The organism is Streptococcus sp. A12, assembly GCF_905372335.1.
Lineage (GTDB): Bacteria > Bacillota > Bacilli > Lactobacillales > Streptococcaceae > Streptococcus.
The window spans coordinates 18,489-39,777 of sequence record NZ_CAJPOU010000015.1; the positions used below are offsets into that span (position 1 = coordinate 18,489).

Sequence of the window (21,289 nt, forward strand, 5' to 3'; positions counted from 1 at the left end):
GAAGCGCAAGTTTAGATTTTCCCAGCGATCCTGTGCTAAAAAAGCTCCCTCTAAATCAGGATATGATTCAAAAGGAGCTCTTCTTTCTAAGTATATTACTTCTAGAATGTTGAAAACAAATTAGTTCAAGTGCCAGATATCTTCGTTGTACTGAGCGATGGTACGGTCAGATGAGAAGAATCCTGCTTTAGCAATGTTGACGATGACTTTATCCAACCATGCGTCACGGTCTTCGTAGTCAACCAACATTTGCTCTTTCACTTTGATGTAGTCTTCCAAGTCAAGAAGGGTCATGAACCAGTCTTTGTTGATCAACTCATTGTGAAGGCGAGACAAACGTTCTTGGTTACCAACTGCAAGAACAGCGTCGCTGACGATGAAGTCAACCAATGGTTTGATCGCTTCACGAGCGTAGAATTCGCTTGATTTGTATGCTGATTTTGCGTAAAGGTCGATAACTGTTTCTGAATCTTCACCGAAGATATAGATGTTTTCGTCTCCAACCAACTCAGCGATTTCCACGTTAGCACCGTCCATAGTACCAAGAGTCAAAGCTCCGTTCAACATGAATTTCATGTTACCAGTACCTGAAGCTTCTTTAGAAGCAAGTGAGATTTGTTCTGAGATATCACATGCTGGGATCAGGAAGCTTGCTGCAGTAACGTTGTAGTTTTCAACCATTACGACTTGCAAGTGTGGAGCTACTGCTGGGTCGTTTGCAATCACTTCTGACAAGCAAAGGATCAAGTGGATGATGTCTTGAGCGATTGTGTAGGCAGGAGCTGCTTTACCACCAAAGAATACTGTGATTGGACGAGCAGGGATATTACCAGCCTTGATGTCCAGGTATTTGTGGATCACATACAAAGCGTTCATTTGTTGACGTTTGTACTCGTGAAGACGTTTGATTTGGATATCAAAGATAGAGTTTGTATTGATTTCCACACCTTGGTGCTCTTTCAAGTGACGAGCCAATTTACGTTTATTGTGGGCTTTGATGTTTTCCAATTTTTCTTTGACAGCAGCCTTGTCTTCATATGAGAGAAGGTCTTCCAATTTAGAAGCTTCGTGGTGCCAGTCGCGTCCAAGGATCTCATCCAAGTAGTGAGACAAGCTTGGGTTAGCATGCATGAGCCAACGACGGAAAGTGATACCGTTTGTTTTGTTGTTGAATTTTTCTGGGTAAAGATCGTAGAAAGCTTTCAACTCAGAGTTCTTCAAAATTTCTGTGTGAAGAGCGGCAACCCCGTTTACGCTGTATCCATAGTGGATATCCATGTGGGCCATGTGTACACGATCGTTTTCATCAATGATTTGAACAGCTGGATCTTTGTATTCAGCACGAACACGACGGTCCAATTCTTTGATGATTGGTACCAAGTGAGGAACCACTTCTTCCAAGAATTCAAGAGGCCATTTTTCAAGGGCTTCAGCAAGGATTGTGTGGTTTGTGTAGGCAGTCATGCTACGAACGATAGAGATTGCTTCATCAAGTTCGATACCACGTTCAGTCAAAAGACGGATCAATTCAGGAATCACCATTGATGGGTGAGTATCGTTGATTTGTACAACTGCGTAGTCCGCAAGGTCATGCAAGTTGCTTCCTTTTTCGATTGCTTCATCGATGATCAATTGTGCACCGTTTGAAACCATGAAGTATTGTTGGAAGATACGGAGCAATTCACCTTGTTTGTCGCTATCGTCTGGGTAAAGGAAAAGAGTCAAGTTGCGAGCGATGTCTGTCTTATCAAAGTTAATGCCATCTTCAATGATAGAAGAATCAACTGAATCCAAGTCAAACAAACGCAAGCGGTTTTTAGTAGCTGTTTTGTAACCAGGTACATCGATATCGTAAAGAGTAGATGTCAATGTAAAGTGTGCAAATGGTACTTGGTAGCTACGGCTTGAGCGAACCAACCAGTTTTGGTCAGTCAACCAAGCGTTAGGAATTGTTTCTTGTTGGTTGTTTTTAAGAACTTGTTGGAAAAGACCGAAGTGGTAGTTCAAACCAACACCGTCACCATTCAAACCAAGTGTAGCGATTGAGTCGATAAAGCAGGCTGCCAAACGTCCCAAACCACCGTTACCAAGTGATGGTTCCAATTCTACTTCTTCGATTTCGATCAACTCTTTACCTGCATCAGCAAGTTCTTTTTTAACTTCGTCATAAAGACCAAGGTTAATCAAGTTGTTTGACAAGAGTTTACCAATCAAGAACTCAGCTGAGATATAGTAAACTTTTTTCTTACCAGTGTTGACTGGTTTTTGGCTGCTTGCAAGTTTGCTGTAGTTAAGAAGAGCAAGGTAAAGCTCTTCGTTGCTACATTCTGCGATAGATTTATTGTAACGTTTTTGTACAAATTCTTTTAATGGTAACATTTTTTTGTCTCCTGATAATGTCTTATTTCTTTAATTCTACTAAATTTTCATTGATACGACGATAGATGGTCGTGAAATCAAGCAATTCTTGCTCAACAGCAGGAGTCAATTGATCCGCTGTCATCCGCCATGCCCAGTTGCCACCAAGGGTAGATGGGAAGTTCATACGAGCTGAGCCATCCAACTCTAACAAATCTTGCATGGTAGCGATGGCCATAAAGCTGACTGAAGCAAAGACGGTACGAAGCATCGCATGTGGAACAGATTCGTATTCTTTACGGTTGGTGTAACGAGCAAGGTACTCACGAGTTGGATCGTCAATTTCATTGCGGTACCATCCAAGAACCGTGTTGTTATCATGTGTACCAGTGTACATAACAGAGTTATTTGGCGCTAAGTGAGGGCTGTCGATACTTTCATCATCAGGATTGAAGGCAAATTGAAGAATCTTCATGCCTGGGAAGCCTGTGCGCTCACGAAGCTCAATGACTTCGTCCGTCATGAAGCCAAGGTCTTCTGCGATGATGTTCAAATCACCGAGTTCTTCTTTCACTGCGGCAAAGAGTTTGTAGCCAGGACCTTTGACCCATTTACCTGGTGCTGCTGTATCAGAACCAGCTGGGATTTCCCAGTAAGATTCAAAACCACGGAAGTGGTCGATCCGCACGATGTCGTAGATCTTGAAGCTCTCACGCAAGCGTTCAATCCACCATTTGTAACCATCTTTGTCCATTGCTTCCCAGTCATAGATTGGGTTGCCCCAAAGCTGACCAGTTGCTGAGAACTCATCTGGTGGGCATCCTGCGATGCAGGTTGCTTTTCCATTTTCATCTGTTTTAAAGAGATGAGGATTTGCCCACATATCGCTTGAATCTTCCGCTACGTAGATTGGCATATCACCTACGATCTCAATATGGTTGTCGTTAGCGTATGCTTTCAATTTCAACCATTGTTTGAAGAAGAAATACTGTGTTACTCGATGGTAAGTCAATTTGTCTTCCAATTGAGCGCGGTATGAAGTAAGGGCTTCCGGTTGACGTGCACGAATCGCAGCGTCTGGCCATTCTGTCCATGCTTTTAATTCAAAGTGCTCTTTAATAGCCATGTATTCAGCAAATAATTCCAACCAAGCTGCATTTTCTTCAGCAAAACGGCTGAAGTCATCCCAATCACCGTTTTCAATAAAAGCTTTAACCGCTTTTTCTAGAAGAGGACGACGTTGTTCGAAGATCTTCGCATAGTCTACTTCTGTTGGGTCTTGACCAAAATCAACACCTTCGACATCGGATGCATCCAAGAGCCCTTGCTCGATCAAGAGATCGAAGTCAATAAAGTGGGTGTTGCCTGCAAAAGCCGAGAAGGATTGATAAGGAGAATCTCCATAACTGGTTGTTCCGAGAGGCAAAATTTGCCAATACCGTTGCTTAGTCCGAACAAGGAAATCGACAAAATCGTAAGCTGCTTGACCAAACGAACCGATTCCATACTTCCCAGGCAAGGATGAAATGTGCATCAAGACACCACTTTGGCGTTTTTTCATTGAGGGTACCACCTTTAGTTTAATATTTTTTGTTTCGAAGAAAAATAGACCAACTTTCTACTCTAATCCAGTTCTCATTCCGACTTTTAGAAGGGTTAGGAAGAGTGCAATTGTCAGAAATAGAAAAAAATTTAACCTATTTATAAATGACCCTAGATCATCTTTATGCAACGTTTAAGGAAAACGTTTGCGTTACGTGTCCATTATAAAGTATTCTTGGGGTTTATGCAAGAGGTTTCCTAAACTTTTATGATTTTTTCTGCAGGTTCACCCCACGCCTAGTTTATCCTTTTCTTATTTTCTTGTCAACTATTTGTGTGTATTTAATAGAAGATAAAAAATTTTTAAATTTTTTTGCACAAAGAACTTGCAAACGTTTTCTTCCTGTGATATACTATTCGTGTTAAGGAAAACGTTTGTCTAAAACGTTTTCAACTAATAATCTTATTTTTATTCTTTAGGAGGAATAAATCATGAAACGCACAATTCTTCGAAGCGCTGCTGTACTTGGTACAGTTGGATTCGCATCACTTCTTTTGGTAGCTTGTGGAGGCAAAAAAGACGACTCTGCTGCTTCTGAAAACGAGTTGACAGTCTACGTTGACAATGGTTACAAAGCTTACATGGAAGAAGCTGCGAAAGCTTTTGAAAAAGAAAGTGGAACAAAAGTAACGATCAAGACAGGTGACGCTCTTGGTGGATTGGACAAATTGTCTCTTGACAACCAATCTGGTAAAGCTCCAGACGTTATGATGGCACCATACGACCGCGTAGGTGGTCTTGGTAACGACGGTCAATTGGCTGAAGTGAAATTGAACAAAGACAGCAAGACTGACAAAACAACTGAATCACTTGTAACAAACGGTGGTAAAGTATACGGTGCACCAGCAGTTATCGAAACATTGGTTCTTTACTACAACAAAGACCTCATACAAGAAGCTCCAAAAACATTTGGTGAACTTGAAGAATTGGCAAAAGACAGCAAGTATGACTTCTCTGGCGAAGCTGGTAAAAACACTGCCTTCCTTGCTGACTGGACAAACTTCTACTATGCATATGGACTTCTTTCAGGTAACGGTGGATACGTCTTCGGTAAAGATGGTACAGATCCAAAAGATGTTGGTTTGAACAACCAAGGTGCGATCGATGGTATCGAATACGCGAAAACTTGGTATGCTAAATGGCCAAAAGGATTGCAAGACACTAAAGGCGCTGCAAACTTCATCCAAACTCAATTCCAAGAAGGTAAGACAGCTGCCATCATTGATGGTCCATGGAAAGCATCTTCATTGAAAGAAGCAAAAGTAAACTACGGTGTAGCAACTATCCCTACTCTTCCAAATGGAAAAGCTTACTCTGCCTTCGGTGGTGGTAAAGCTTGGGTTATCCCTGCAGGTGCTAACCACCCTGAAGCAGCTCAAAAATTCGTAGACTTCTTGACTTCAACTGATCAACAAAAAGCTTTCTACGATAAGACAAACGAAGTGCCAGCTAACACAGAAGCTCGTGAGTATGCTGTTGGTAAAAACGATGAGTTGACAACTGCCGTTGTTAAACAGTTTGAAAATGCACAACCAATGCCAAACATCTCTGAAATGAGTACTGTTTGGGATCCAGCTGCAACTATGCTCTTCGACGCTGTAAGTGGTAAGAAATCTTCTAAAGATGCTGCTGACGATGCTGTTAAATTAATCAAAGAAACTATCGAACAAAAATTCGGTGGCAAGTAATACAGTTCCCAAGGGGCTGGGAGTGTTTCCCAGCCTTTCGCTGTGATGTGGCCTCTGGTCGCTCACTTATAAGGAGTCGATATGGAAACACAACAAAATTCAAAAAAGGCAATGTGGTTATCCCTCATTCCTGGCTTGGGACAAATCTATAACAAACAGAAAGCAAAAGGGTACATCTTCCTCGGTGTAACACTTGTCTTTCTCGCTTACTTTTTCGGTATTGGTTTGGAGGAATTGTCTAAACTAGTTACCCTCGGTACTGTCCGTGGAAAAGATAATTCTCTTTTTATCTTGATTCGTGGTGCCTTCCACTTAATTATCACCGTCGTTTATTTGATGTTCTACGCCTTGAATATCAAAGATGCTGGTACTGTAGCTAAGCGGATTAATAACGGGATTCGAGTGCCGAAGACCCTAAAAGAGATGGTGAATGCTATCTATGAAAATGGCTTCCCCTATCTCTTGATCATCCCTTCTTATATTGCCATGACCTTTGCAATCATCTTCCCTGTTTTGGTTACCTTGATGATTGCCTTTACCAACTACGACTTTAAACATACAGCTCGCTTTACGCTCCTTGATTGGATCGGACTTCAAAACTTCACCAACATGTGGACTTTGAGTACCTTCCGTTCTGCCTTTACATCTGTATTGGGCTGGACCTTGATCTGGGCCTTGGCAGCTTCTACTCTTCAAATCGTTCTTGGTATCCTAACGGCTATTATTGCCAACCAACCATTCATTAAAGGAAAACGCATCTTTGGTGTTATCTTCCTTCTTCCTTGGGCAGTTCCTGCCTTCATTACGATCTTGACCTTCTCAAACATGTTCAACGATAGTATCGGGGCCATCAATGCGCAAGTCCTTCCACTCTTTGCGAAGATTTTCCCATTCTTGGATGGGGTTCTCATTCCTTGGAAAACTGATCCTACCTGGACGAAGATTGCTTTGATTATGATGCAAGGTTGGCTCGGCTTCCCTTACATTTACGTTTTGACACTCGGAATCTTGCAATCTATTCCAAACGATCTTTACGAAGCAGCCTATATTGATGGGGCCAACGCTTGGCAAAAATTCCGCAACATTACCTTCCCAATGATTTTGGCGGTTGCGGCACCAACGCTCATCAGCCAATACACCTTCAACTTTAACAACTTCTCCATTATCTACCTCTTTAACGATGGTGGACCTGGATCTGTTGGTGGTAATGCTGGTTCGACAGATATCTTGATTTCTTGGATCTATAAATTGACAACGAACTCATCACCTCAATACTCAATGGCTGCTGCGGTTACGTTGATCATCTCTTTGATTGTCATCTCGATCTCGATGATTGCCTTCAAGAAACTGCACGCATTTGATATGGAGGATGTGTAAAATGAAAAATTCAGTTCAATTTAAACGCCGCCTTAATCATTTCTTGACTTACCTCTACTTGGTTGTCCTTTCCATCATCATCATCTATCCATTGTTGATCACGGTTCTTTCAGCCTTCAAAACTGGTAATGTCAGTGCCTTTACGCTTGATTTCAGTGGCAGTCTCAGCTTTGATAACTTCCAAAAACTCTTTACGGATACCCTATATGGTACTTGGTATCTCAACACCTTGATCATCGCCATTATTACCATGGTTGCTCAAACATCCATCATTACCTTGGCAGGGTATGCTTACAGCCGCTATAACTTCTTGGCTCGTAAGCAAAGTTTGGTCTTCTTCTTGATTATCCAAATGGTCCCTACCATGGCTGCTTTGACTGCCTTCTTCGTTATGGCCTTGATGTTGAATGCCTTGAACCACAGCTGGTTCCTCATCTTCCTCTATGTCGGTGGGGGAATCCCAATGAACGCTTGGTTGATGAAAGGTTACTTCGATACAGTCCCAATTTCACTTGATGAATCTGCAAAATTGGATGGTGCTGGACACTTCCGTCGCTTCTGGCAAATCGTCCTTCCATTGGTTCGCCCAATGATTGCGGTCCAAGCTCTTTGGGCCTTCATGGGACCTTTTGGAGACTACATCTTGTCTAAATTCTTGCTTCGCGATGAAATCAATTACACGGTAGCTGTTGGTCTTCAAACCTTTATCAGCGACCAAAAAAATCAAAAGATTGCCTTCTTTGCGGCAGGTGCGATTCTGATTGCAGTTCCAATCTGTGTTCTGTTCTTCTTCCTTCAAAAGAACTTTGTTTCAGGCTTGACAGCTGGTGGGGATAAAGGATAAAATAAACTTTTCTATAACCTTCCAGCTATGATGAAAAGGACAAGATCTCCTCTCGTGCTTTTCTCCCAGTCACATTAATTTTATCTTTAAGGAAAGGATGGGAGTGGGACAAGGGTAGCAAGTTGATTGATTTGCTACCAGTTTCTCTCCCATCTTTGGTTAAGGATAAAATCATGTTGTGCTCTCCATACAAGGGAAATCCATCCCGGAGATTAGAAAGGTCTCTTCATGCCCTATCCATTTAACTATTTTTCCAGTCTTTTTCAGGTGAGAAAAGCATTTGCCAACCGCAAACAACTTAATTGGTTCCAAATGATCTTTACCTCACTCTTTCTTCTATCCTTGACCCTCATTCCCGTTGCCATTCAAAATGCAGAACTACAGACCTACCCTTTAACCACCTTCGTTAGTGATGTCTTTGATCCCTTAACAGACGACGTTATGAAGGATTTAAAAGAAAACATACAGATAAATCAGCAAGAACTAGTCTATAACAGTCATTTTGGAGTTCATAAAAATGAGGCTGGTCATGTTATCTTAGGCCATCACGAAGGAACTCAATTAGGAGAAAGATTAACTCTTTATTTCGATAAAAATCAATTGATTGTAAGTAAAGAAAAGAAAGAACTGGCTACGATTCCTTACCAAGCCATCAATCAAGAGAGCATCCAGGACAAAAAGGAACTCACTAAGGCCATTTCCAAAGATTGGTTCCAGGCCAATCGATTGGCTGTTAGCCTCTTTCTCGTCCTCTTCTCAGCTTTCTTATCTGCTGTGAATTTTGCCATTTTAGTATTTGGAGCTTCCTTCTTCCTCTTCTTGACACGGAAGTCACGTCTCTTCTCTCTCAAGACCTTCAAAGAATGCTTCAATTTTACCCTCAACTGTCTAGGATTGCCCATTCTCGCGAGCGTCCTGATCAGTTTAGTATTCCACCAAGTCTTTACGACAACCATCTTGATCCAAAATATCCTATTTGTCTTGTTCCTCGCACTTGCTTTCTATAAGACTCATTTCCGGGATCCAGATTACAAACCTTAGGGAGGTCCTTTATGCGTGTCACCATCAAAGATGTCGCCAAACTTGCTGGCGTTGCACCATCTACCGTTACACGAGTGATTCAAAATAAATCTACCATCAGTGAAGCCACTAAAGAACGGGTTCGTTCTGCCATGAAAGAACTAGATTACCATCCAAACCTCAATGCTCGTAGCTTAGTGAGCCAGTCCAGTCAGGTTATTGCTCTTGTCTTGCCTGATGAAAGTGATGTGTTCTTCCAAAACCCCTTCTTCCCTACGGTACTCCGTGGGATTAGTCAGGTTGCTTCTGATTATGGCTATGCCATTCAGATTTGTACAGGGGCTAATGAAACCCACCGCCTCGGTCAACTCAAACAAATGATTTATGGTAAGCGGGTAGATGGACTCATCTTCCTCTATTCCAAATTGAATGATCCTTTAGTTGACTTCTGTATTCAAGATAAATTTCCTTTCTTGATTTTGGGAAAAGCAACTTCACCGTTTGTATCCTTAGTCGATAACGACAATGTTAAGGCCGCCTTTGATGCGACCGAATATTTCATCAAGAAAGGATACCAACACATCGCCTTTGTTGGAGGAAATAAGGAATTGGCCGTTTCTCAAGACCGCTACAAGGGCTACCAAGAAGCTCTTGCCAGTCACCAGATCCCTCTCCGTGAGGAATTGGTCAAGTTCTCCTTTGGTTTCTTGCTGGAAGAAAATTCTTACCAAATCATGGATACCCTGCCTTTTGAAGAACTGGAAGCACTCATGACGACGGATATTTTGGTTGCCGAAGGGGTTCGGAGATACCTGAACGACAAACAAGTCGAACTTCCGATTATTTCCTTCGACTCCATTCAACCACGGATCCCTATTGACGCCTATATTGATATCAATACGGTCGAATTGGGACGCGAATCTGTCAGAACCTTACTCCAAATTATTAAGGACAACAAGGAAAATAAAACTGTTTGCTACAGACAGCTCATTGAACACTCGATTATTGAACTTTAGGAGAACCTATGACCACTCACTTTGCAGCTTATTTAGATGACCAAGACCTGATTCGCATGGAAGGAGGAGAGAGCGTAATGGCCTCTCTTCCTTTTACATTGACGTCTGGTTCGAAAACGATTGAACTTCTGCCAACTGATGAAGAAAAAACTCTTCGAAGCCCTCTTCCCATCGACTTAAGTCAAAGCTATATCCTCTCCAACGCTAAAGGAGAAACCTGCCTCCTACACTATCGCGACATTGTCCGCCAACCCATCTTTGATCAGCTATATGCTTATGATGGAGAGGATTTAGGGGCTCGCTACTCAAAAGAAAAAACGACCTTTGCCTTCTGGGCTCCCATTTCTCAAGAGGTTCAGCTCTTGGTCAACCAAACTGCCTACCCAATGGAGCGGACAGAAAAAGGTGTATGGCGTTTAGAACTCGAAGGAGACTGGGAAAAAGCCTCTTATTACTACCAGCATCAAGTCAACGGTGTAACCCATATCGTCCATGATCCTTATGCTCTTTCTTCTGAAGCCAATTCCGGAGCTAGCTATGTCATCGACCGGCATAAGATTGAGCGCCCTATCCAGAGAGCCGCAACCCAACTAGATCCGACTCAGGCCATTATTTATGAATTGAGCGTCCGGGACTTCTCCATGCAAAAAGAAGCTGGTTTCCAACATCCTGGCACCTTCCCAGCCCTCTTAGAATCTCCTAAGCATGGAGACCAGACCTTTGGCTTTAACTATTTGAAATCCCTGGGTATTACTCATGTTCAGCTCATGCCCCTCTATGATTTCGGAAGCGTAGACGAAACAAATCCTACTGCTTCCTACAATTGGGGCTATGACCCTGTGCAATACAATGTTCCGGAAGGAAGTTTTAGTAGCCAGCCAAATGATCCTTACCAACGGATCCTTGAGTTGCAACAAGTGATTGATGCCTATCATAAGGCCGATCTCAGTCTTATTATGGATGTGGTTTATAACCATGTTTACCTCTCTGACGAGTTTGCCTTTGAGCGGATTGTCCCAGGCTATTTCTATCGCTATGACCAAGACCGCCAACGAACCAACGGAACCTTCTGCGGCAACGATGTAGCCAGCGAGAGAGCCATGGTGCGCAACTACATCAAGCAGTCAGTCAAGCAGTGGGTTCAACTCTACGGCTTTGATGGTTTTCGCTTTGACTTGATGGGCATTCTTGACCGCCAAACCATGATGGAAATTCAAGAAGAATTGGCAGCGATTTACCCCAACATTTACCTTTATGGAGAAGGCTGGAAGATGGATACTGGACTGGATCCTGAACTCCTGGCCCATCAATACAATACCAGTCAACTTCGTCCGTATGGCTTCTTCAGTGACAACTTCCGTGATACCATTAAACGAAGCATCCTCAACGAAGGACGTATAGACAGCCGCTATCAGGCCAATGATCTGGCCAATATTTTGACTGGTAACGTCGGACTCAAAGGAGCCCCACACTTTGTGCGTCCTCAACAGGCAATTAACTATGTGGAATGCCATGATAATGCAACCTTCTTTGACTATCTCAAGGTTGAAGATCCAAACATTTCAGAGGAGGTGCGTCAGGCTAAAGCTCGACTTGGCTTGCATCTCGTCCTCTTGGCTCAAGGAGTTCCTTTCTTACATGCTGGCCAAGAATTCTGTCGCAGCAAGGGCTTAGAAGAGAATACTTACAATCTTCCAGATGCTCTAAATCAACTAGACTGGCTTTCTTCTACAGCTTATGAAACAGATATTCAGTTCCTGCGCGAATTGATTGCCTATCGAAAAGAGGAAGAGCTCCTTCGCTTTGACAAGGCTCAAGATATACGTGATTACTGCCAAGTCACTTGGATCTCAGAGAGGACCTTCTCTTACAGTATTGAGAAAGACGGTCGTAAGTTGCTTATCTTGGTCAACCTAGGGGATCAAGAATGGACTTATCGACTCAAACAATCTGTAAGATTAGTGATTGCCTACCCTCATGTGTATGGAAGAGAGCAAGGACTTTCTCAAGAAGAATTTACCGTTCCAGGCCATGGTTGGATCTTGGTAGAACAAGCATAAAAAAATTCCTGCAAGAACTTCTTGCAGGAATTTTTTAGTCTTCTACTTCGACAAAGCGTCCAATAATATGAACATTATCTGAAATGGTTATAAAAGCTTGAGGATCTGCTTTTTTCATTAAAAATTTAAACTCATTAAACTCTGCTCGGGTAATAACCGTGAGTAAGACGGCTTTTTCCTGATGATTATAGGTCCCTTCGGCATTGTGAATAATGGTTGCCCCACGGTGCAATCGCTTATGGATTTTCTCAATAATCTTATCCGGTTGGCTAGTGACAATCATGGCTTGCATCCGCTTCTGCTTGGTAAAGACAGCATCTGTCACTCGGCTAGAAACAAAAATGGTAATCATCGAATAGAGGGCATACTTCCAACCAAAGGTCATCCCTGCTATCAACATGATGGTCCCATTGACGATGAGAGAAATTTTACCGACGTTCTTGCCCGTTCGCTTTCGAATGGTCAAACTGACAATATCGGTTCCCCCGCTGGAGATATTATTCCGAAGGGCAAAACCAATCCCTGTCCCCATAACAACACCCCCAAACAAGGCGTTCATGATAGGGTCATTGGTGAGCGTAACTACTGGGACAAATTGGATAAAGAAGGAACTCATGGACACCGTGATAAAGGTGAAAATGGTAAACTTATGACCAATTTGATACCAGGCGATGATCATTAAGGGCAGATTGATGGCATAAAATGACAAGGAAACAGGAATGGTAAAGCCCAAAAATCGATCGCTAAGAGCTGAAACAATTTGTGCTAACCCTGTCGCACCACTCGAATACACACGTCCCGGCTGGAAAAAGAAGTTCACAGCAATTGCAGATAAAAATCCATAGACCAATGAGGCCGAAATCTTTTCATCATACTTTTCTCGGGAAATACTTTTTAAGACCCGTAATAATTTAAAATTATAAGCAATTCTTCTCACATAAAAACGTAAGATTTTACCTAAGCGAGTTTTTTTCATGATTATCTCTCGTTATACAAACAAAGGGAAAATCACAGAAGCTACTTCTGCGGATTTTCCGCTTTTATTCTTACTCCTCAGTTTTGACTTCTACTTGTAGACTCAACTCTTCCAGTTGTTTGGTGGCTACTGTAGAAGGGGCTTGGGTCATTGGATCCGTTGCCTTGTTGTTCTTAGGGAAGGCAATCACTTCACGGATATTCTCCTCACCTGCTAACAACATGACAAAACGGTCCAAGCCAAGAGCCAATCCACCATGTGGAGGGAAACCATAATCCATAGCTTCTAGCAAGAAACCAAATTGCTCTGTCGCATCTTCTTTTGAGAAACCGAGAGCAGTAAACATCCGTTCTTGCAATTCTTTTTGGTTGATCCGGAGACTTCCTCCTCCAAGTTCGTAACCATTGAGCACAATGTCATAGGCAATAGCACGTACCTTGGCAAGATCGCCCTCTAATTCATGAGCTGTCTCTGCTTGCGGAAGTGTAAAGGGATGATGGGCACTCATGTAACGGCCTTCTTCTTCAGACCACTCAAACATTGGCCAATCTACCACCCAAAGGAAGTTGAATTGATTGTTGTCGATGAGGTCTAATTCCTTTGCAATTCTACAACGAAGAGCACCTAGTGTTGCGTTAGCTACTTCTAGTGTATCCGCTACAAAGAGGACCAAATCTTTTTCTTCCAACTGTAAAACACTTGTCAACTCTGTTGTCACGTCTGTCAAGAACTTAGCAACTGGACCGTTTAAAGTACCATCAGCTACCTTGACCCATGCAAGACCTTTAGCGCCATATTGTTTGGCTACTTCGGTCATCTTATCGATATCTTTACGTGAGTAGTTGTCTGCTGCTCCTTTGACCACAATGGCTTTCACTGCTGGAGCTTCTGAGAAGACCTTGAAGTCTACACCCTTTACAACTTCTGTCAAGTCTGTCAAGAGCATCTCAAAACGAGTATCTGGTTTGTCAGAACCATAAAGAGCCATCGCATCATCGTACTTCATCCGTGGGAAAGGAAGGGTGACTTCAATTCCCTTGGTTTCTTTCATGACACGCGCGATTAAACCTTCCGTAATATCTTGAATTTCTTGCTCTGTCAGGAAGGAGGTTTCTAAATCGACCTGTGTAAACTCAGGTTGACGGTCTCCACGTAAATCTTCGTCACGAAAACATTTGACGATTTGATAATAGCGGTCAAAGCCTGCATTCATCAACAACTGTTTAGTAATTTGAGGACTTTGAGGCAAGGCATAAAAGTGACCCTTGTTGACACGAGATGGAACGAGATAGTCACGCGCCCCTTCTGGAGTTGACTTAGAAAGGAAAGGTGTTTCCACATCAATAAATTCCAGCTCATCCAAGTAGTTCCGAATAGAGTGGGTTACCTTGGCACGCAATTTCAAGTTTTCCAACATCTCTGGACGACGCAAGTCCAAATATCGATAGCGTAGACGAGTATCGTCGTTGGCTTCAATGCCATCCTTGATCTCAAATGGTGTGGTTTTTGCCGTATTAAGGACAGTCAAGGAAGAAACATGCAATTCAACCTGACCTGTTGCAATTTTATCATTAGCTTGCTGTCTGGCAGCAACTTGACCTGTCACTTCAATCACATACTCGCTACGAAGACTCTCAGCCGTTGCCATTACTTCCGAACTGACTGTCTCTGGATTGATGACCAATTGCATAATCCCTTCACGGTCCCGCAAATCAATAAAAATCAAGCCACCCAAATCACGGCGTCGACTCACCCATCCTTTGAGGGTTAGTTCTTGTCCAATGTGTTCCTCACGAACACGTCCAGCATACATGGAACGTTTCATTGTATTTTTACTCTCCAAACTAATATTCTTCCTTCTATTTTACCACAAAGCCTGTCAGATAAGTGCTTTTCCAGAGATTTTTCCAGAAAAAACAGTGCTTTTATTCAGCTTCTTTCCCGGTAGGAGCATTCTCGTGTTTGGCCTCTTCATCGTATAGGGTTGGGGCCAAGATTTTCATCAGACTAGCTGTTCCAAAACGCATGATAGCTGCCAAGACTCCAAATATTGGAGCCAAGCCACGGAAAAAGAAGTCTCCTCTGATGAATTGGGTGATGAGGCCCGTAATGAGAAAGATCACGATTCCTTGAAGAATCGCATAAACAGCTATTTTCTTCATTGTTTTCATGGTTTACCAGTTCCTCTCTTTCAGTAGATAGACTTATCCACAAGTCTGTGGATAAGTCTGTGAATATGGGGATAAGTTTCTTCAAAACTATAGAAAAAAGGTTGAGACTGGGTATTCTCAACCTCTTCGCATCTTACTTAAATTGATCCGGCTGGCCTTTATAGTTAGCCCAGTCCTGACTTAAGAAACGATTGTTAATCTTGTATTCAGGAGCCGGTTGAGGGTTGGAGACAAAAGGATCAACTGCCTTGTCAAATGCCAACCATCCATTCCAGCCCATATGAATGGTATCCTGCATAAAGTAAGGTTTATCACCATCTTTAGAAAAATCAGCAATATGGGTAAAGCCTTGACTTTCTAGTTGGTAACGGATTTTTTCAACTGTCCGTTGATACATTTCTTTACTCAAGCCTGTATAAGCCATCCATTTAGAGTTCACTGGAGGGATGACAAAGATGACATTGGTTTTAGATTGAGCAAACTGATCCAAGACAAGTTGTAAATCATTGTATTCTGGGGATTGTTCATAGGATTCATTCTTTTGGAATCCTTTGAGTTTCTTGAGCTTACTCGCAAGACGATGAGTATAAAAACTATTACTAATGCCTAGTTTATTATTATTGGTTTTCTTTTTGGCTTCCGCCGTCGCCACCTCTTCCAAGGCTTCGTAAGAAAATGTATCTGGCAAGTCGTTTAAGCGAGAGAGAACTTTCTTCTCATAGTTGCTATTGTTCATTGCCGTGAAGGTGCTAAAGAAGGCATCCTCCCGACGAACAAAGCGCATGAAGGTCTGATTGAGACCTTTTTCAAAACTAGATAGATTTTGACCTTTGGCTAGCTTCTGAACTCCTCCCTGCATAGCAACATTAGGGTACTGCTGCAAGAGACGAGATGCCGCATACTGGCTTGCTGGTCCAGCTTCCTGATTGGCCAAAAAGCTCGTTAATTGGTCACTGTTAAAGTATTGCTGAAAGGCCGATGAATCATAACCATCCTTCGTAAACCACTGGGGCGATACCACATAGACAGCCGTTTTCCCTTCTAGTTGAGGAAGAATTTGCTGCATCCCAAAATATTGGTTCAAAGACGCTGCCCCTCGTTGTCCTAGAAAATACGGACGATAAGAGCGATCATACTTCTCTGCTAGTACTGCTGGGTGGACGATGTCAAATCGCAACCATTCGCTAGAACCAAAGAAGGGTACAAAACGATAGTTGGGATCCCCGAGCGCTTCTTCCTTACGGGCACGACTTTTAAAGCCTTCTGCCGTCAAGCTCACTGCGGCCTTTTTCTCCTCTGTCAGATTATGTTTGTGGTTAATCGGATAGAAAAAGAGAAGAGCAGCGACAAGAGCCATGGCGCAAAAGACTGGACCCAGAATCAGCCACAATCGTTTAAGCATTCTGAAGCTCCGTTACACCTTCTACGATTTTGTTGGCAGTATTCCAGTCATCACGACCAAATTCAGATACTGGAACCCGAATATCGAAGCGGTTTTCCAATTCAACAATCAACTCAACGGTTCCCATGCTATCAAGAACACCCGCATCAAAGAGATCCTCATCCATCATGTCTGAGACATCTTCCATAAACAATTCATCAATAATTTCAATTACTTGTGATTTTACATCCATTTTTCATTTTTCCTTTTCTTATTTCATTTTTGGAAACCATTGCCGATCCAAGAAACCTGAGAAGATCAGGAAGGACAGCATAACGGTGTTGAAGGTAATAAAGATTCCAAGAGCCTGAGTCCAGCGATTATCTGGCAGGGGCTCAAGTCCTTTTGCTTTTCGCTCTTTATTCAGTGTCTTCTTCTTCCGTAGCCAGGCATCATTGATCACGAGACCTAGACCGTGGAAAAGACCATAAGCAACATAATACCAGGTCACTCCATGCCAGAAGCCCATGACCAACATGTTGATGATGTAGGCAACGTTTGACGTTGTAATCCGACTCTGAAAGACCTTGTTGCGCATCAAGACCATGACCAGACGCATAAAGACAAAGTCACGGAACCAGAAAGACAAGCTCATGTGCCAGCGATTCCAAAATTCCTTTAAATCACGTGATTTGAAAGGGAGGTTAAAGTTGATTGGACTCTTAATCCCCATCAGGTTGGATGCTGCAAGGGCAAACATGGAATAGCCTGCAAAGTCAAAGAAGAGATCCAAACCAAAGACGTACATCACTCCTAAGGTTCCTAGGTTAAAGACGCCTCCTTGAAGAAGGGCATAAGTCTTAACATGACCCAGCAAGAGATGACCAAAGATATGAGCTAGAATGAACTTATAGAGAAAGCCAAACATGATATACTTGACGCTCTGTTCCAGCATATCGAGGAGCTCATCCCGATCTGGAATCGTTAGGTAATCTTCATTGAAGCGTTTGAAGCGGTCGATCGGCCCACTTGAAAAAGTCGGCATAAAGAGCAAGAAACGCAAGAATTCCCAGAGACTAAATTCTTTGAGGGTCCCATCTCGCATCTCGATAATCATCCCTACCGCTCGGAAGGTCAGATAGGAGATCCCAAGGAAGCCCATCCAAGACTGGGTCCCATCAATGGCTGGTTGCACCTTCACAAAAATCAAGGGCAAAACGACCAAGAAAGAGTGAAGGTAAAAGACCCACTTGTTATCACGCTGGCTTCGATAGATTTTATAAGAATAGACCCAAAGGATTTGCCAAAAGAGGTAGAAAAGAACCGCATAGATTTGTTTCAAATCCGTCCCTGTCAGCATCAAAACAATAAAGGCTAGGCTGACCAAGGCTTCATAGACTGGGAAACGCTTTTTAAAGAAGAGGCCAACAAAGATGGGCAATAAGGCCCCAATCAGATAAATAAAGTAGACCGGGGTCCCATAGGGTTCTAAATGAGGGAGCTGTTTCAAAAACTCGATCATCGGTTGTTAACCTCACTAATCAACCCTTTGATGTCGATTTTCCCATTTGGAGTTAGCGGCAAGCTGTCACGGTAGAGGAATTTCGAAGGCATCATATAAGACATCATGATGTGCTCCAAATCTTCCTTGATCGCTTTGGTAATATCAATCTCGCGCTCAAATTGTTCCTTGACCCCATCTTTTAAGATGACATAGGCCAAGAGATTTTGGACCTTGTGATCTTTGTTGTAGCGCGGTACTGCAACAGCCGAGTCAATATACTGAGATTTGTTCAAGTTTTGAGAAACATCTTCTAGTTCGATACGGTAACCATTAAACTTGATCTGGAAATCCATCCGACCACCATAGAGAAGGAGGCCTTCATCCGTCATGGTTCCGACATCTCCCGTATGATAGGCTGGGAGACCTTCAAATTCGAAGAAGGCTTCTGCTGTTTTCTCTGGATTATTCATATAACCTTTTGAAACAGCTGGTCCAGACACGATGATTTCCCCTTGCTCTCCATTTGGCAATTTATTGCCTGCCTCATCAATGATGAAGGTTGGAGAATCTTCTTTCGTGTAACCAATTGGCAAGCGTTTAAGAGTCTCTAACATCTCATCTGTAATAGCGACTGCCGACAAAGCAACAGTTGCTTCCGTTGGCCCATAAGCATTGATGATGCGTGCATTTGGGAAACGCTCTCGCAATTTCTGAGCTGTTTTCACGGTCAACTCTTCCCCATCAAAGTAGAAATGGGTGATGCCTGGCATCTTTTCAGCATTGAAATCTTCAGACAGCATAGCCATATCTGCAAAAGATGGTGTCGAAGTCCAGATCGCAATCGGAAGAGAAAAGATGGTTGCAAAAAGTTGTTTAAAGTCTTGAGTGATGGCTGATGGAAGAGCAAAAAGGGTTCCACCAAGAGCCAAGGTCGGTGCCCAATACATGACAGACAAGTCAAAAGAATAGGGCGGTTGCGCCAACATTTGCGGACGCTCTGGCGTCGCAAATTCCTTGTCTGTGATCATCCAGTTGGTAAAGCTGAGCAAGTTATCATGCGAAATTTGCACCCCTTTTGGTTTCCCAGTTGTCCCGGAGGTAAAGATGATGTAGTAGTTATCATCCCCTTTGACCGGATGTTGCAAGTCATAGGCATGCTGAGCCGCATAGGCTTCACGCACTTGCTCCAAGGACATGATAGGAGCAGCTGGGTTTTCCAATGGGAATTCATTGATGGCAATAATCAAGCTTGGCTCTGCTACTTCAAGAATAGCAGACACGCGCTCCAAGGCAGAGTGGCTATCAATTGGGATATAAGCATGGCCAGATTTGGTCAAGGCCACAAAGGTTGCTAACATTTCATATTCTTGGCCACCAAAGACCACAACAGGTGACTTTTCAGGAAGTCCCATTTGGTCAATGTGGGCTGCTAAGCTATCTGAATCAGCCTTCAATTGGCCATAGGTATGCTCTTCTCCAAGGACATTGTAGACAGGATAGTCTGGTTGCTGTTGGGCGTAGCGTTCAATCGCTTCGATCATATCAGTAATTGGTTGGTTTGACACAGTAGGGATCTCCTTTAAAATTCATTGTAGATAAAGCCACCCTGACCTTGACCAAGGTAACTAAAGAAATAAAGTAGGGCTAAGAAAATAGCGAAATACAAGATTGTTTGCCCTATAAATTTATAAAGTGTTTTATGTTTCATCTTTTTCACTCTTCATTTTGATTTTCACTGACTATTTTACCATTTTTTGTTCAGTCATAGCAATCCAAACACAAGGAAAAAATACTAGAAAACGTTACCATAAAAGACGATTACTATCCTGATTTATGCCAACCGCTATCTAGCATTATCTTGCCGCTTCGCAACTCTGACGAATCAACTCCAAACACTTGTCTAGATCTACATCTCTTTCAAAATGGTCGGGACTCCAGGGAACCTCTATATCCGGCTCCACACCTTGATCCGTCATTCCTTTTCCTTGATCCAAGCTTAGACAGCGAGAGGTAGGAAACATCAATTGATAATCGCCATAATCAACAGTACAACAATTGGAATAGTCTAAAATTCCTAGAGTTGGTCTACCTACCACCGTTACCTTCTTAAACTGCTTCATCATCTGGACAAAATTATCACCAGATGATCGACAATAAATATCTGATAAGATAAAGATCTGTTCGGGATATTGGCCACCTCTAACCTCTGGGAAGAATTCCTCGCTTTCTTGCTGATACGGTACATAGCCTTTCCCCCGATGGCGGAGTAACCCCTCTTTCATATCTTCCAGTAGTTTAACTGTTTCCGGACTAATTGCTTCCTGTTGCATCCAGTCCTCAAAATCCTTCAAGCGCAAGTCGACATTGCGTTCCGTGTAGAGAATTTCCATGCCATCATCGTCCCAGTCAAGCGAATCATAGCCCTGATCCTTCTCTAAGCCTAGATGTAACAGAGGAAGATATAGAGAATCTGTCCCTCCGCCGTTCTGTCGGACATCAATGAGAAGAAACTTGACCTCCGTCATCATCGGTAAACACTCTTGATATACCCGACTAATGGCTCCTTCATTCATAAAGTTATCCAGACGAAGATAAAGAATCTCATCGTCTAATCGTTTCCAAAAGATCTGATCTTGGATCGGCTCTCGACTGGGCGCTACTTCAATGGTCTTTTCTACCCCTTTCCGAAGTAGGGTGACTCTTGTGGACTGAGAGACCAAATCCGCCCATTCTCGATAGTGTCTTTCAGGGGTCTTGCTGATAAAATAGTCCTTATGGAGAGAGGCTACCTGCTCCAAGTCACTTCCATCCAGACCTAGGATCTGATCCCCTGCTTGGAGTCCCGTGTCTTTATTCGCCTTTTCAACATAAAGTTGATGGTCCATTACGCGTAAGAGAAAGCCTTTCTGCCTAGCTTTTTTATTCTGAAAAGAGATATGGCCAATAATCCCAAAACTAGCTAGGTAGGACCTGACTTGATAAAGAAAGGCATCATCTGTCATATCATCTATCATTTTTTCTCGAAAAGGCTCGGGATTGCATCCTTTTCTATCTTTGATGGTAGATGAATCGTGAGTCATAATAGAGACGACATCTTCAAAAATAGCTCTTTTTCTCATGCAGGACTCCTTAAATTTTTTAGAAATAGTATACCACTTTTCCTTAAAAAGTTCTTAAAAGCCTAAAAGAGGCTGGGACAAAAGTCCTAGCCTCTCAATTGTCTTTGGATTATCGAGCAAGACGCAGTGGTTGAGTGGGCTCTACTACGCTGATTTCATCAGCTTTTACAGC

17 protein-coding genes are annotated in these 21,289 nt (G+C 42.7%); 6 read left to right on the top strand and 11 right to left on the bottom strand.

Translation table 11 applies throughout. From position 1 onward, the window contains the following. Nucleotides 1–120: 120 nt before the first annotated feature. The gene (gene glgP / locus QZ158_RS03485) at nucleotides 121–2,379 is read right to left on the bottom strand and encodes a glycogen/starch/alpha-glucan family phosphorylase (protein ID WP_293874808.1); all 2,259 of its coding nucleotides are present in this window, start codon (nucleotides 2,377–2,379) and stop codon (nucleotides 121–123) included. Between the two features lie 22 nt (nucleotides 2,380–2,401). Continuing rightward, nucleotides 2,402–3,919 carry a 4-alpha-glucanotransferase gene (gene malQ / locus QZ158_RS03490; protein WP_293874810.1) on the bottom strand — a complete coding sequence of 506 codons (1,518 nt, stop codon included), beginning with the start codon at nucleotides 3,917–3,919 and terminating at the stop codon, nucleotides 2,402–2,404. Nucleotides 3,920–4,392: 473 nt separating this feature from the next. Between malQ and QZ158_RS03495 the strand changes: the two genes are divergently transcribed. From QZ158_RS03495 to pulA, 6 genes are all read left to right on the top strand, one after another. Continuing rightward, nucleotides 4,393–5,649 carry an extracellular solute-binding protein gene (locus QZ158_RS03495; protein ID WP_293874812.1) on the top strand — a complete coding sequence of 419 codons (1,257 nt, stop codon included), beginning with the start codon at nucleotides 4,393–4,395 and terminating at the stop codon, nucleotides 5,647–5,649. Between the two features lie 81 nt (nucleotides 5,650–5,730). Next, nucleotides 5,731–7,026 carry a sugar ABC transporter permease gene (locus QZ158_RS03500; RefSeq protein ID WP_293874814.1) on the top strand — a complete coding sequence of 432 codons (1,296 nt, stop codon included), beginning with the start codon at nucleotides 5,731–5,733 and terminating at the stop codon, nucleotides 7,024–7,026. Nucleotide 7,027: 1 nt separating this feature from the next. After that, nucleotides 7,028–7,870, top strand: a complete 843-nt coding sequence (locus QZ158_RS03505; protein WP_006596980.1) for a sugar ABC transporter permease — start codon at nucleotides 7,028–7,030, stop codon at nucleotides 7,868–7,870. 228 nt (nucleotides 7,871–8,098) lie between these two features. Further along, entirely contained in the window at nucleotides 8,099–8,911 is an 813-nt protein-coding gene (locus tag QZ158_RS03510; RefSeq protein WP_293874821.1) for a DUF1189 domain-containing protein, read from the top strand. 11 nt (nucleotides 8,912–8,922) lie between these two features. Next, nucleotides 8,923–9,906 (top strand): LacI family DNA-binding transcriptional regulator, encoded by a 984-nt coding sequence (locus QZ158_RS03515; RefSeq protein WP_293874824.1) that lies wholly within the window; start codon nucleotides 8,923–8,925, stop codon nucleotides 9,904–9,906. An 8-nt stretch (nucleotides 9,907–9,914) separates the two neighbouring features. Then, nucleotides 9,915–11,966 (top strand): type I pullulanase, encoded by a 2,052-nt coding sequence (gene pulA, locus QZ158_RS03520; protein WP_293874827.1) that lies wholly within the window; start codon nucleotides 9,915–9,917, stop codon nucleotides 11,964–11,966. A 34-nt stretch (nucleotides 11,967–12,000) separates the two neighbouring features. Here the strand turns inward: pulA and QZ158_RS03525 are convergent, their stop codons facing one another. The 9 genes from QZ158_RS03525 to QZ158_RS03565 form a co-directional block, all read right to left on the bottom strand. After that, nucleotides 12,001–12,942, bottom strand: coding sequence for a YitT family protein (locus tag QZ158_RS03525; protein WP_154857014.1), 942 nt, complete (start codon nucleotides 12,940–12,942; stop codon nucleotides 12,001–12,003). Nucleotides 12,943–13,012: 70 nt separating this feature from the next. Further along, on the bottom strand, nucleotides 13,013–14,767 hold the full coding sequence (gene aspS, locus QZ158_RS03530) for an aspartate--tRNA ligase (protein WP_293874833.1): 1,755 nt from the start codon (nucleotides 14,765–14,767) through the stop codon (nucleotides 13,013–13,015). A 100-nt stretch (nucleotides 14,768–14,867) separates the two neighbouring features. Further along, entirely contained in the window at nucleotides 14,868–15,104 is a 237-nt protein-coding gene (locus tag QZ158_RS03535; protein WP_293874857.1) for a hypothetical protein, read from the bottom strand. Between the two features lie 142 nt (nucleotides 15,105–15,246). Beyond that, complete coding sequence (gene dltD, locus QZ158_RS03540) at nucleotides 15,247–16,515, bottom strand: D-alanyl-lipoteichoic acid biosynthesis protein DltD (protein WP_293874836.1); 1,269 nt, start codon at nucleotides 16,513–16,515, stop codon at nucleotides 15,247–15,249. Next, entirely contained in the window at nucleotides 16,508–16,747 is a 240-nt protein-coding gene (gene dltC / locus QZ158_RS03545; RefSeq protein ID WP_061564509.1) for a D-alanine--poly(phosphoribitol) ligase subunit DltC, read from the bottom strand. The genes dltD and dltC overlap by 8 nt, the downstream gene beginning before the upstream one ends. Before the next feature lie 18 nt (nucleotides 16,748–16,765). Further along, complete coding sequence (gene dltB, locus QZ158_RS03550; protein WP_293874843.1) at nucleotides 16,766–18,016, bottom strand: D-alanyl-lipoteichoic acid biosynthesis protein DltB; 1,251 nt, start codon at nucleotides 18,014–18,016, stop codon at nucleotides 16,766–16,768. Beyond that, nucleotides 18,013–19,563: a D-alanine--poly(phosphoribitol) ligase subunit DltA gene (dltA, locus tag QZ158_RS03555; protein WP_293874846.1), complete on the bottom strand. Its 1,551-nt coding sequence runs from the start codon at nucleotides 19,561–19,563 to the stop codon at nucleotides 18,013–18,015. The genes dltB and dltA overlap by 4 nt, the downstream gene beginning before the upstream one ends. Nucleotides 19,564–19,577: 14 nt before the next feature. Further along, a complete protein-coding gene (locus QZ158_RS03560; protein WP_006595368.1) occupies nucleotides 19,578–19,706 on the bottom strand; it encodes a teichoic acid D-Ala incorporation-associated protein DltX in 129 nt (42 codons plus the stop codon). Between the two features lie 145 nt (nucleotides 19,707–19,851). Further along, the gene (locus tag QZ158_RS03565; protein WP_293874851.1) at nucleotides 19,852–21,117 is read right to left on the bottom strand and encodes a S41 family peptidase; all 1,266 of its coding nucleotides are present in this window, start codon (nucleotides 21,115–21,117) and stop codon (nucleotides 19,852–19,854) included. Between the last annotated feature and the right edge of the window lie 172 nt (nucleotides 21,118–21,289).